Source organism: Kineosporia sp. NBRC 101677 (genome assembly GCF_030269265.1).
Taxonomy (GTDB): Bacteria; Actinomycetota; Actinomycetes; order Actinomycetales; family Kineosporiaceae; genus Kineosporia; species Kineosporia rhizophila.
The window spans coordinates 1,221,514-1,235,350 of record NZ_BSTA01000001.1 but is presented as its reverse complement, the minus strand read 5'-3'; the positions used below and the strand labels follow the sequence as shown (position 1 = coordinate 1,235,350).

6 protein-coding genes are annotated in these 13,837 nt (G+C 66.0%); 3 read left to right on the top strand and 3 right to left on the bottom strand.

Going from position 1 to position 13,837, the window contains the following annotated elements; genetic code table 11:
• The first annotated feature begins 6,660 nt into the window (after positions 1-6,660).
• Together QSK18_RS05525 and QSK18_RS05520 are read left to right on the top strand one after the other, a co-directional pair.
• Positions 6,661-7,782, top strand: a complete 1,122-nt coding sequence (locus QSK18_RS05525) for a ParA family protein (RefSeq protein ID WP_332879907.1) — start codon at positions 6,661-6,663, stop codon at positions 7,780-7,782.
• A gap of 283 nt (positions 7,783-8,065) precedes the next feature.
• The gene (locus QSK18_RS05520) at positions 8,066-9,229 is read left to right on the top strand and encodes a ParB/RepB/Spo0J family partition protein (RefSeq protein ID WP_285616877.1); all 1,164 of its coding nucleotides are present in this window, start codon (positions 8,066-8,068) and stop codon (positions 9,227-9,229) included.
• A gap of 65 nt (positions 9,230-9,294) precedes the next feature.
• Here QSK18_RS05520 and QSK18_RS05515 read toward each other — a convergent pair whose 3' ends face one another.
• The gene (locus QSK18_RS05515; RefSeq protein WP_285616875.1) at positions 9,295-10,236 is read right to left on the bottom strand and encodes a D-alanine--D-alanine ligase family protein; all 942 of its coding nucleotides are present in this window, start codon (positions 10,234-10,236) and stop codon (positions 9,295-9,297) included.
• Positions 10,237-10,291: 55 nt separating this feature from the next.
• The gene (locus tag QSK18_RS05510) at positions 10,292-11,626 is read right to left on the bottom strand and encodes an aminotransferase-like domain-containing protein (RefSeq protein WP_232811462.1); all 1,335 of its coding nucleotides are present in this window, start codon (positions 11,624-11,626) and stop codon (positions 10,292-10,294) included.
• 249 nt (positions 11,627-11,875) lie between these two features.
• Here QSK18_RS05510 and QSK18_RS05505 point away from each other — a divergent pair, with 249 nt between their 5' ends.
• Positions 11,876-12,538, top strand: a complete 663-nt coding sequence (locus QSK18_RS05505; RefSeq protein ID WP_232811461.1) for a GNAT family N-acetyltransferase — start codon at positions 11,876-11,878, stop codon at positions 12,536-12,538.
• 86 nt (positions 12,539-12,624) lie between these two features.
• Here the strand turns inward: QSK18_RS05505 and QSK18_RS05500 are convergent, their stop codons facing one another.
• Entirely contained in the window at positions 12,625-13,833 is a 1,209-nt protein-coding gene (locus tag QSK18_RS05500) for an N-acetylmuramoyl-L-alanine amidase (RefSeq protein WP_285616871.1), read from the bottom strand.
• Between the last annotated feature and the right edge of the window lie 4 nt (positions 13,834-13,837).

The window sequence follows — 13,837 nt, the reverse complement described above, 5'->3', positions numbered from 1 at the left end:
GAGAAAATCTCGGACGTGAACTCCTGCAGCCGTTTCCGCACCCGCTCCAGTTCGCCCCTGTCCACCCCGGTAGTCAAACAGCTCCGGACAGAACAAACAAGTCAGAAGCGGATGTAACAAAGCACTACTAGTAGACGCCCGGTAAATCGCTGTGCGATAGGCCGGCCTAGGCGCGAGACATCATTCCAGCCAGAGTTGCTCCCCGATGACAGTAAGGCCAGCAAGGTGGGGCGGTTCCACGTGGAACTGAGTCACCTGCTCCGAACGTCGGGTAGGGGACCTCTTCCGTTAGGCCCGATAGGTAGCTTCAAGCGCGCCACGCACGGAGGTCATCCGCGGACGGCGCCTGTAGACGAGTTACTTTCTCAGTCCTCGAGACTTTGACGACCGCGCCCATGGCCAAAGGCAGCGCACGACGGGGGCATCATGGCCGGGCACTAGGTCCCTGCGCGGCGACTTGCTCGATCGGGGAGGGAGCTCAGGACGTATGACCGGCACCAAGACCCAGATTGATTGTTGAGCTGGGCTCCTTCCTCGAGGCGGTTCCGACGGCGGCGGGGCGCGCCTGAAGGGGGGCTCTCGCTCGAGGTGGATTCATGAGTTCGTATTTGGGCGGTGATTCGCAACAGGTAGCAATCGGATCTGGAGCAACCATCGACCTAAGTCCTTCAGCAGACGAGGCCCAGCATGGTCTTCCGCAGTTCACCTACCGGGCGAGCTCAGTCATCCAAGCGCTCTGGGGCGTGACCGTGCCGGCGGGCGCAGGAAGGCCGTCGCGGTTACGCAAGATCTCATTCCTGGCCCCCGTAAGTGTGGCCCGGAAAAAGCACACAGCAATGCTGGCTGGCGGACCTCGTAAGGGACCGCGACCGCTGACCGCCTAGACAGTGATGCATCACGGGGCGGGGGCAGGCAGGGGCATAGGTGCCAGCCCGTAGGTGCCAGCCAGCACCACGACTCGGGCGCACTTAGTCATACGAGCTTGCAAAGGCAGCCTTGGAGGCAAGGCGCAAGAGCGTCGAACCTTGGGCCTCGCCCTGGGGCGGCGACCCCCTAACTGCTCCGGCAGTCCTGGAGCACTGCGGGACCATCATGTCGATGCTGCCGTCCTCACCGCACCTGTGTGGTGCGGCACCGAATTTGAGATGGGGTTTCACGTGGAACGAGCGGGCTCGTCTCGACATGATCGGCCGGCCTTGGGGCAGTTGGGGACCTAAGAATGGATCGACAACGCCTCAACTCATAAGCATGCGAGGGTGTGCAGACAAGCCGGTCGAGCCTGGGGTCCAGCCTCATCGCGACAGATGACCGGGCTGGTCAGAGGTCGGCACAGGTGAGGTCATCGGTTAAGTGAATACGGCCCCGCGAGCCTCGAAGGCCTCAGCGAACAATTTTCGCCCTGAGCCCGCCGCGCGGGTAAGCCGCCCTAGGCCTGCCGCGCGGGTTGGCACGTTGCTGCGCGCGCCTCGAGCGCATTGAGTAAGACGCTGGGCGGGATGGGCCCAGCTATTAGCTCACGCTTCCCGGGGCGGACGATGCCGGCGTATGCGTTAGGCGCTAGGTCCCAGCCCCTTGGTCTACGAATGACTTGTCGTGCGTCCAAGCGCGACTCGAAGCAACGGCCTGTCGCGATGCTCCAACCGGCAACCGATCCATTCACTATCAGGCGGCCCTACCTGCGCCGACGGTCGATGCGCGGATGTGCACACCTGTGGATCGTGGTTGGGGAAAGTCGTTAACCAGTTCGGAACAGTCACCGGTGCATGCTGACTATGGGGGAGTTCGGTGTGCACGTGGGCGCAATTGCTGACGTTCGGCAGGAGCACTTATCCCCGACCTATGGGACGGGAGCGGCTCAGGGCCTTCCCTACGCCTAGCGGACTGGGATCCCATTTTCAGCGTATGGGGCAGCGAATTATGCAACTTCGCGGGTGACCCAACGGACCTGGTAGCTGCGACGGACTGCCCCTTGGATCAGTAAGTCGGGCCGGGACCGAGCGCCTACCGAGCATGGGCGCTGCACCTGCGAGGCTAATTCGGCGGGGGAGGAAGGACACCGGTACGTATCCAACGATTCGGTACCCCGCTGAGGCGTCGTCCGGCTTGGCCATTCGAGCGTCACAGCCGGAAGTGACGGTCGGAGCCAGCGCCTCGGTCAGAGGAGGCCGTCGAAAGAATTGCGGCAGCCAAGCCCTATGGCGCTACTGACGCAGATGACCTTCGACGGAAGAAGCAGCTTGATGCGGAAGCTTCGTTGGACGGGGCCCGCGGCGCCGGCGGATTGCGCGAACCACCAGCACGAAGCGGCCTGTCTCTTGAAGCTGCCACCGGTCAAGTGAACTTGAAGGGGCTTTGCCGAGATCCTGAATCAGGGCAACGGGCAGGATCCAGAGGTGAGGCGATCGGTACAGGGGCGGGCTTGGCAGAGGCGAGCACGGATCGCACGACGAGCAGTTAAGCGCTTGCGAAGGTGAGCGGATCAGTCTTACCAACCTAGGTAGGTGCCTGGGGGTGCAGGTGCCCAAGGCACCTCCTCATGTTCTGGCGACGTGCCTCTTTGAACCGGCTGCTTCTGGATTCGGCGCGATGGAGGTGAACGGCGAGGAGCATGGAACGAGGGCGGCGTGGGTTTTTGGCGTCGTTGTTGCGTGGGGGCATGTGCCCTACAAGCCGGGCCATTTCTCGAACGGGCCGCAACCTTGACGGTGACGGGCATGGCGGCTGCTGGCCGGCGGAGGATGAGTGTTGTCGAACCGACCGCCTGGCTGATGCTGACCCACCGGTGGTCGGCGGTTGGACGGAGGAGTACACAGGGCGCACCCCATTCACGAGCGCAGGCCCAGCCAGGTGTTGAGCGAACTGACGGAGGCCGGCGTTGACTGAGATTGAGGCTCAGCATGCAGCGATCAGCCTTGTCGACTGGCACAAGGCCGAGGTCGAGGAATGACGCGGTGAAAGTTGACCGCATGACTGGCGGCCTGCCATCTCCCTTCCAAGATGAGCAGACTCTGACACGTCCGCAGCCTGGCTGAGGGCGCGAGCCAGGTTCCGGGGACTGCGGCTAAACGGAAGTGGCGATCGGAAGGCCAACCGTGAAGCTGCCTTGGCCGCCACGACGTGGACATCCGTTAACGTCCACGGTCATTGCTGGCCTTACCGATCTCGGGGCGCAGAAAGGGGAGACGCTCAGCAGGCGGGGAGCTCGATGCGCGCAGCGGCCGCCGACGAGGAGGACCGCATGGGTGCTGCAGCCTGGGGATCTCTCTTGTTCCATGAATCTGTACGCCGCCCTAGACGTCGGTCTCGGGGGATGCTCATGCCAGGCCCTCGGCTGACCAAGGCACGACCTCCACTGGTTGGCCTGATCTCGAGCATGACGATCCGCTTGCTTCTAGATCAAATGCAGTATTCCGATGCCTCAGTGCGGCTCCTGCATTGCCAATGGGCCTCCGTCAGTCGAGCCCTCCTGGCAATGCCGAGCGCCCGTTGAATAGACGAACAATGCTTGGCATGAAGCCCAGTGCTTTGGCTTACGCGGAGAACGGGCGCTCGAAGCTTGCGGCGTCGTCCGACTGTGGCCATCAGCATTCCGGCTGCCACTGAGTGAGGCGGCACCTAAGAGCAGTCAGTCGCGACCGCCCCTTGGTTGTGGCAGAGCTAGCTAGGACCGCCTAAAGGACGCTCAAGACGGAGATAGCTGTTCTGGCAAGTGGCTGCGGCCGGCCGTTTCGCCATGAGCCGCCTGCCCGGGTCGAGACGCTGCAAAGTGAAGGTGCCGAGATATCCGCGGCTGGCTAAGTAGACAAGCTTCATCGGGAAGCCGTTGCCGCGCGCACTGAATAAGTTCGGCCAGGCAGGCCTGAGCGATGTTGAAGATGCCGGTGCATGGCGGCCGAGACGCGATCGGCGACGCCCCATGTCTGGCTAGGCCGCGTGAAATGGCGCAAGGAGTCAGAGGCTGAAAGCGGCGATGGGCTGGATCGCTCGTGCCGACCTCTTGCCATACATCGGCGGCGACCCGTGGTTATATGCAGCCCCGGCTTTCTCATGGGTCTGAGTGTTCTCGGCGAAGTTGCGTCGTGCGCTGCCAGACATAGAGCAGGCCGGCTAGCTCGCTCGGGTGGCTGCATCCTTGGGTGCGCTCAAGAGATTGCTCAATGGGGTAAACGCTTCGGAGCTCGGTGGCGGAGCTCGCCGACGGAGCACGGGGACGGAGCACGGGGACGGAGCACGGGGACGGAGCACGGAAACGGAGCACGGAGAGCTAGGCGGAACGGAAACGGGGGAGGGCTGGGGGCGGGAGCGAAGACAAGGATGAGGCAGAAGACAAAGGATGAAGTAGAAGCGCGAGGTGAAGATCGCGCGTCTAGGGGCACAGGACGGGAAGTCGGGGAGGCAGCCTTGGGCAGGTGGGCAGGTGGGCAGGTGGGCAGGTGGGCAGGTGGGCAGGTGGGCAGGTGGGCAGGTGGGTGGAGCGCGGTTGGTAATGGGCAGGTAGGTCGAGCGCAGTAGGTGATGGGCAGTAGGTGGGCGCGTGTGGTTCGGCGAAACCATCAGCGCGGGCGAAAGCTAGCGATGGGCCCCTCCCAAGAGGCGCGCGGTCGGGTAGGGCTAGCGGCAGTGGCAAAAGTGGATGAGTCGTGCTGCCGCACGCGATAGGGCAGCAGCGTCGAGGAGGTGGCGGTGCGGGCTGCCCTGTGCGATCGATGTCTGTTTGGGGCCCCGAAATACGTCAGTGCCTTCAGTGGTCTTGAGTGGCAGGAGATCGCGGCCGGTGTCGCCTGGTCCTGTGTAGTTGAGCCGGGCTAACAGCTCAGTGAGGCATAGGCACTGAAGACATGCGCAGCGCCGCTGGCCCGCCTCTGGGTTTCCCTTGCCTGCCTGGCCAGCCATGGGAAGGGGCCAGGAGTAGCGAGCGCAATCTTGCGCCGCTGCCGTGTCATCTGCCTGCGAAGGATGGATCCTTTGTGGTGCGGCACCCGGCTTGCCGATCGTGCCTTGGCCTATGGCTGGGCCTGCAGTGAGTCGACCTGGGCGCTGCGCCGGCAACGGCTTAGGCCAGTCACAGGCAATTGGCCGAGAGGGGCCGGGTCTGCGGACGGTCAATCGGCCGCTTCGAAGGGGCCAGAGGTAAGCAGCGCAAACGTCCCCGCGTGGGTAACGCGCGACCGTATCCGAGGCGGTCCGGTCGAGATGTAGGTGACGGCAGCACGGCGAGAGGGCCTAGAGCCAGGCTCCCGACGGGCGTCGGCCCATGCCCCGCCACGGCTCGGGTGGGCGATGGCGACAGATCAAGTTGAGTCCAAGCCAGCAGAGTCCGCCGCTGATTCACGTGAAACAGCGCCGTCGCCACCGCGTCATGAGGCAGGCCCCATGACGCGCGGGTACTTTTCCCCGCTACTTCGTGAGCAATGTGATGGTGACGTGATTGACTTACTCCACTACCAGCGGTGAGTAAGTGCGTGCCTACGCAGGTGCCATCCCATCGTTGGGCGCCCGAGTATTCCACAACTTATGCACTGTCCACCTGTGGACAACTTGGGGAAAGTCTCTAACCACGGACTAGGCAGCAAGACTCCGATTCGGGCTTTGACCAGCCCGGATGAGTTCGTTCCACAGCCGTCAACGACCCAAGAAGTTATCCACACCCGCTCACGGAACGGGCGGGCTGTGGAGAACCCGGGCCCGGGCCAATGGAACGCGAGATGACGACTTCGAGTGGTCAAGGAGAGGACGTTGGTGAGCGACTTGGGCTGGCCCTCGACAGCACTGAAGCGAATGGCCAACGGCCTGGGATGGCCGAGGAGTGAGCGCAAACCCGCAAAGGTTTCCCGTGAAACATCGCGCTCGGGAGCCGTGGAACAGGCAGCGGCCGCGAAGGCAGCACCGGCCAGCCCGGAAGTAGAGCAGTCGAAGACTGACGTAGAGTCCGCGGTAGAGGCGCCCCAGCCGACCCCTGCTCGCCATAAAGGTGGCGGCGCCTTCAGGGCCCGAACCGCAGCGTCAGTCAACGAAGAGCGGCGGGCTCTGGTTCAAAGAGCGGTGACTGAACCGGTCGAGCCGACCTGGTCAGCCCAGCCCACAGGCGCCGTGAGTAACCGGCCGGCTGCAACCACCAACACCGCAAGTCTGGCCGGAGCCCGAGACGGTGGAGCTAGTTCTGCGGTCGGGCTTGAGAATGACAGCCCTGCCTTAGACGCACAGGAGCTCGAGCATCCTGCCTCAGCCGGAACCGCCCCGTCCGATCCGTCCCTGCAGGTGATCCACCACATCCCCCCAACCACAAGCGAAGAAGCACCCCCGGCAATCTCCCCACCACAGACCGTTGTGGACCTCCGAGAAAGTGACGATCTCCCGCCGCCTCCCGTGGATCGGTTCAACACAGGAGGCGGAGTTTTCCCCCCGGAGGGATACGATCAGGGAGGTACACCCATTGGAATTCCGGGCCAGCAGATCGTCACGCCAGACATCGACAAGATCGTTGCGGCGTATGTGAGCCGGGCCCATAGTGAGAATGGCTCTCTGATCGATATGAACCCGGCTGAGCGGCACGGAAGCACGCCGGCCACTGATCGCCAGCAGCAGCACGCCAGCGCCGAGTTCCACGGCAGCCGGGCCGGGGCAGAAGCTCCGGCTCACCAACCATCTGCAGAGGTTCGGATGTCAGCGAGCAACGAGCCCAGCACTTCGGACACCGAGGCCGGATACTCGATGTCCGTCACCCGCCCCTGGCTGGGCGTTGAGCCGACGCCGGGATTCCGGCAGCCGGTCCAGCGTCCGGTCGAGGCCCGGGATGCTGCGGCGACCACGGCACCGACGGCTCCGCCCACCACGGGCAGTCAGCCGCTGGTCGAATCGATCTCGTTGCTGGACGATTCCACGCCCCTGGCGCTCGAGGTTGCTGAGGACACTCGTCGGCGCATCGCCCTGGCCGGCCGGCGGTTCCCGCGTCCGAAAGAGACCCGGGTGCTGACGGTGTCCAACCAGAAGGGCGGCGTCGGGAAGACCACCACGACGGTCAACCTGGCTGCGGCCCTCGCCCAGGCCGGTCTGCGCGTGCTGGTGCTCGACAACGACCCGCAGGGCAATGCGTCCACCGCCCTCGGTATCGATCACCACGCCGAGGTCCCCAGCATCTACGACGTGCTGGTCGATGGCATGCCGCTGAAGGACGTCGTGCAGAAGTGCCCCGACGTCGACAACCTCTGGTGCGCGCCGGCCACGATCGACCTGGCCGGTGCCGAGATCGAGCTGGTCTCGCTGGTCGCCCGCGAGTCGCGTCTGCAGAAGGCGGTCGCCACCTACCTCGAGGAGCAGGAGGCCGGGCCGGGCCGGCTCGACTACATCCTGATCGACTGCCCGCCCAGCCTGGGGCTGCTCACGGTCAACGCCTTCGTGGCCGCGCAGGAGGTGCTCATCCCGATCCAGTGCGAGTACTACGCACTGGAGGGCCTGTCCCAGCTGCTGCGCAACGTGGACCTGATCAAGGGCCACCTCAACCCGAAGCTGCACGTCTCGACGATTCTGCTCACGATGTACGACGGGCGTACCCGCCTGTCGTCGCAGGTTGCCGACGAGGTTCGGGCACACTTCACCACCGAGGTACTCAGGACGACGGTGCCGCGTTCGGTGCGGATCTCCGAGGCGCCCAGCCACGGGCAGACGGTGATGACGTACGACCCGGCTTCCAGCGGTGCGCTCTCCTACCTGGAGGCGGCTCGGGAGCTGGCCGAACAGGTTCTGGACGAGAGCGAACGCGGCAGTGCGGGGGGACGATCTTGATGGCACCTGCCGACAAGGCGACGGGCACCATCGACCGGTAGTGACAACGACGGGGGTGGCCGCTGGCACGTTCGGACGAGAACGAGACGGTAGCCGCCCTGGTCGCACGCTGGGGGTTACAGCTGCGGCGCTCACCCGCCGAGCGGGATGTAGAAGCTGCGCCACATGGGTGATCCCGTGTGTGGGCCAGCGCACCATAAGCCGTAAAACGGGGATCGACTAGGCCAACCGGCGCAAGCACGTGGCAGAGCGGAAAGACCATGCGTACTGACGAGGAGCAGGTGTGAGCGACAAGCGAAGGGGCTTGGGGCGGGGCCTCGGAGCGCTGATCCCACCGCCTCCGGCCGCCCGACCCGCCGGTGACCGGCCGGTGGACGGCGTCTTCTTCAACGACCGTCAAGACGGTGACGCGTCGGCCGAGGCCAAGGCTGACACCAAGGTCGACGCCAAGACAGACACCAAGGCGAGCGAGGCCAAGGCCCAGACGCCGGCCGACGCAGCCACGCCGGACAGTCAGTCGAACGAGAAGGCAGACCAGACCAGCACCCCCGAGCCCAAGGCGGATGCCCGGCCCGCAGGCCCGGAGCTGGTTCCCGTACCTGGGGCGTACTTCACTGAGCTGCCGGTCGGCGCCATCGTGCCGAACTCGCGCCAGCCGCGCACCGCGTTCGACGAAGAAGCCATGGCCGAGCTGGTGCACTCTGTCAAGGAGATCGGTGTACTCCAGCCCATCGTGGTCCGCTCGGTACCCGGTGGTGGTTCTGCCGGTGACGCGACCTACGAGCTCATCATGGGTGAGCGGCGCTGGCGGGCGAGCAAGGAGGCCGGCCTCGAGCACATTCCGGCCATCGTCCGGGACACCAACGATGACGACATGCTGCGCGATGCGCTGCTGGAGAACCTGCACCGCAGCGAGCTGAACCCGCTCGAGGAGGCCGCCGCCTACCAGCAGCTCCTCGACGACTTCGGCTGCACGCACGAAGTCCTGGCCACGCGCATCGGTCGCTCGCGTCCCCAGATCAGCAACACCATCCGTCTGTTGCGCCTGCCGCCGCAGGTACAGCGGCGGGTGGCCGCAGGCGTTCTTTCGGCCGGTCATGCCCGGGCCCTGCTGGGTCTCGAGAACGCCGATGCGATGGACGCCCTGGCGCAGCGGATCGTCAACGAGGGCATGTCGGTGCGTGCCACCGAAGAGGCCGTCGCGGTCAGCGATCCCAGCGACTCGCCCAGCACCAGCGCTCGGCGTAAGCCGCGGGCGGGCGGCCGCAACGCCGAGCTGGACGATCTGGCCGGGCGTCTGGCTGACCGGCTCGACACCCGGGTCAACATCGCGCTGGGCCGGGCGAAGGGCAAGCTGAGCGTCGAGTTCGCCAGCGTGGAGGATCTCAACCGGATCCTCGACATCCTGGCCCCGGAGCTGCGCAAGGCGTTCCAGAACGACGAATAGGCCCGAACCGACAAAGGACGCCTGTCAGCCCAACCGCTGACAGGCGTCCTTTGCTTGAAAGGGCTCTAGACCAGTGCCCTTTCGACCAGCTGCCGATATACCGAGGGGGCCGACAGGCCGGCCGCCTCGATCGACAGTGGCAGCAGTGAGGTCTCGGTCATCCCCGGTGCCACGTTGACCTCGAGGAACCAGGGTTCGCCGGACTCGTCGACGATCAGATCGGTGCGGGACACGTGCCGTAGACCGAACGCCTTGTGTGCGGTGAGCGCGGCCGCCTTCACCGCCTCCAACGCAGCATCGGGAAGACGGGCTGGGCAGAAGAACTCGGTGGCGCCGGCGATGTAGCGGGCGTCGTAGTCGTAGAAGCCGGAGTCGGGCACGATCTCTACCGGGGGGAGAGCGACCGGTCCCGTCCCCGTGTCGAGCACCGTAACGGCGACTTCGACCCCAGTGATGCGCTGCTCGACCATCGCCACGTCTCCGTAGGCGAAGCAGTCGACCATGGCGCGGGGCAGAGCCGTTGCCTCGCGCACCGCTGAAGCTCCCAGCGCCGAGCCGCCGCGGGCGGGCTTGACCACGAGCGGCAGACCTAACTTGTCCACGATCGAGTTCAGTACGCGGTTCGCGCCGAGCTCACGGAAGATGCCGTGGGGTAGGGCGACGAACCGGGGCGTGGCAATCTTGGCCTCCTGCACAATGCCTTTGGCCACGGACTTGTCCCACGAGAGCCGACAGGCAGCCGGGTCGGACCCTACGTAGGGCACGCCCACCAGTTCCAGCACGTCCCGCACCGCGCCGTCCTCGCCACTGACCCCGTGCAGCAGCGGCCACACCACGTCGACCTGCCCGGAGCGGAGGGTGTCGAGCAACTGGTCGTCGACGTCCGTGACGGTGACCTCGCACCCGCTCTCCCGCAACGACTCGGCGACCCGGCGCCCTGACCGGAGCGACACCTCTCGTTCGTGCGAGAGACCACCCGCAAGGATCAGAACCCGCGGCGACAACATCAGCTTTCAAACCTCCAGCCCCGTGCGGGGCGAATCATGCGTGGATCAGCAGGGGTCAGGTGAGGTCGGGGCCGGCCGTTTGCACATTGCTGCCCGGAGCGGCCGAACGCGGTGCAGGGCCGAAAGTTGTCTGCACCTCTAGCTCCTCGTCGATGACTGCGGCCAGCCGCCGTACCCCCTCGCGAATGCGTTCGGGGGAGGGATAACAGTAGGACAGACGCATGTGGTCGCGCCCCTGGGCGTCGGCGTAGAAGGCAGTGCCCGGCACGTAGGCGACCCGGGCCGTGACCGCGCGGGGGAGCATGGCTTTCGTGTCCAGACCCTCGGGAACCTTCACCCAGACGTAAAAGCCGCCCTGGGGGTTGGTCCAGCTCGAGGTGGGCATCATGTCGTTCAGCGCCTGCAGCATCGCGTCTCGGCGTTCGCGGTACATCTCGCGGAACACGCCCACCTGATGCTTCCAGTCGTGCTCGGCCAGGTAGGCGGAAACTGCCATCTGGCTGAACGAACTCGGGCACAGGATGGAGGATTCGCTGGCCAGCACCAGTTTCTCGCGTACGGCGTGCGGAGCCACGGCCCAGCCGACGCGGAAGCCGGGGGCGAAGGTCTTGGAGAACGAGCCCAAGTAGATGACGCCCTCGGGGTCGAGCGAGTGCAGCGCGGGAAGTGGGTCACCATCGAAGCCGAGCAGACCGTAGGGGTCGTCCTCGAGGATGAGAACGCCGAACCGGCGGGCGATCTCGAGAATCTGGGGACGGCGGGCGGCGGAGAGGGAGACGCCCCCGGGGTTGTGGTGGTTGGGAACCGTGTACAGCAGCTTGACCCGGCGGCCGGCGCGCTTGAGCGACACCAGGGTGTCGAGCAGGGCCTGCGGGATGAGGCCTTCGGCGTCCATCGGCACGTGCACCACGTCGGCCTGGTACGAGCGGAACACCCCGAGAGCGCCGACGTAGCTGGGAGCTTCGGCGACCACCACGTCGCCCGGGTCCACGAAGATGCGGGTGACCAGGTCGAGGGCCTGCTGGGAGCCGGTGGTCACGACGATGTCGTCGGGGTGCGCGCTGACCCGGTTCGGGGCCATCACGTCGAGGATGCGGCGGCGCAGTTCCGGATCGCCCTGCCCGGAGCCGTACTGCAGGGCCACCGGGCCGTTCTGGCTGACCAGGGCGGCGAGGGAGCGGCCCACCACGTCCATCGGCAGCGCGGCCAGGTTCGGCATACCCCCGGCCAGGGAGACGACCTCGGGGCGACTGGCGACTGCGAAGAGAGCTCGGATCTCGGACGCAGTCATCCCCCGGGTGCGGGCTGCGTACGACCCCAGCCACTGGTCGAGCCGGGAGCCCACATTGCCTTCGCCCATCTGCATGATCACCTTCACCGCTCGCGACATCGTCAGACGTGTAAGACCATCAGGTAGGTCCCGGGATGTCTATGGGGTAACTTTCTGTAACCAAGAAGTAACTGCATGACGTATTCACGTGGTACGCCCACCGGGCCTACGATCTTTTCCGGTCGGTGATCTCGTGGTTCGCGCGTTGTGCGCCGACAAACAGACTCCGATGACGACATTGCCGCCGAAGCCACTGCCGCCGACACCCTTGCCCGCATCAGATCCGATCACCGCCGCAGGAGCCATTGGATGAGCCGGAGGCTCGCACCGCTCACGCTGGACAATCTCTCGGACCTTCCGAGTACGTGCCGGCGTTGTGTCACCTGGGAACTCGATCCGCTGGCGGCGAAGCAGGCCGGCCAGGCGGGGGACACGGGTTTCGAGAAGGAGGCCTGGGTCTCCCGGACGTTGCTGGAGTGGGGGTCGTGCGGGCGGGTCGCCTACGTCGACGACGAGCCCGCCGGTTTCGTCATGTACGCCCCGCCGGCCCTGGTGCCCAGAGCGCTGGAGTTCCCTACGTCCCCGGTGAGTGGTGACGCGGTACTGCTGATGACGGCGCGGGTCCTCCCGCAGTTCGCCGGCGCGGGCCTGGCGCGCATGCTGGTGCAGGCTACGGCCAAGGATCTGAGCCGGCGCGGGGTGCGCGCGCTGGAGGCGTTCGGCCTCACCGCAGGGGGAGGGATGACGGCTGACCCCAACGACGAGGACAAGGAGAAGGCGTCCTGCCTCGTACCGGCCGATCTGCTCACCGCTGTGGGGTTCAAGACCGTACGTCAGCACCAGCGGTTCCCACGGCTGCGGCTCGAACTCAAGACGGCGATCTCCTGGCGGGAAGACGTCGAACTGGCCCTGGAGCAGATTCTCGGAACAGTGCGTCTCCCCGCGCTCTCCGGGACGAGCATCGCTCCCTAGCTCACGAACGTCCTTAAACTAAAGACGTCTGTGAGCCCCCAGCGCGAAGCCCCCACCCGTGTGGGTGGGGGCTTCTGCATGCCGGATCAGCGCTGCCGGGCGAACGCCTGCACGTCGCTGAGCTTCAGGGTTCCCGTCTCAGCGTCGTTCTCGGCGAGGTAGAGCCTCTGCACGGCGAACAGGATGGCCTCGGCGACCTGGGACCGGAAGTCGGCATCGCCCAGGTGAGCCGCGTCTTCCGGGTTGGTCAGATAGCCCAGCGCCAGGATCACGGCCGGCATCCGGGTCAGCCGCACCGGGTCGTACGAGCACGGATGGCTGTGGCAGTCGAGCAACGTCGTACGGGCGACGATCTCGCGCTGCATCAGCTGGGCCAGGCGCTGTCCGACCTCCGAGTGCTGCCCGACCCGGCCGCCACCCCAGTAGTAGGTGGCCACACCGGAGGCGACCGGATTGTGATGGCGCTCGGTGATCAGGTTGATCACCAGATCCGCGCTCTCCGACTCGGCCAGGGCCACCCTGTCCTCGGTGCTGACGTCCTGGTCGGGGTTGTGGGTCAGCCGGACCCGCGCACCCACGGCGGAGAGCCGGTCGGCCAGGCGCAGCGCCACGTCGTACGCCACTGAGGCCTCGGTGACCCCGCCGACGCCCGGCGTACGGTCAGAGCCCGGGTCGAGCACCACCGTTTTGCCGGCCAGGCTGACGCCGGCCATGGCAACGGAACCACGCGAGCGCAGCGCCCAGGCGTCGCCCCCGGAGACCGAACGTCCCAGGGCGCCCAGAGCCGTGAACGTAGGACGGCCACAGATACCGTCAGCGGGCAGCCCAAGCCCCCGCTGCAGCTCTCGCAGCGACGACTCGGTGGCTGGCCCGAAGATGCCGTCTACCGGCCCAGCGTGCAGACCGAGGACGACCATGCGTTCTTGCAGCGCAGAGACATCGTCTCCACGCATCCAGTGACCAGCCGTCAGCAGCAGCGTGCGGTCGCCCAGACGCCAGCGGGCGCCGTCGAGCGCGAGTGCAGTCTGCGGGCCGACCACCCCATCGGTGACCAGCCCACGGTCCTGCTGGAAACCGCGCACAGCCGCGTCGAGCGGCTGATCGAACCGCGTCTCCTGGGCCGGTGGCTGCGCCACCACGCCAGGCAGCAGTGCACCGGCGCGGACCAGGAGCGCCCGCAGGACCGGAACCAGTTCGTCGTCGTCACCCAGGCGGAGCGGCCGCCCAGCCCCGGACCTACCCATCAGCGTGGGCAGATCCGGGACAGACGCCTGATGGCGGGGGGAAGTGCTCACCATC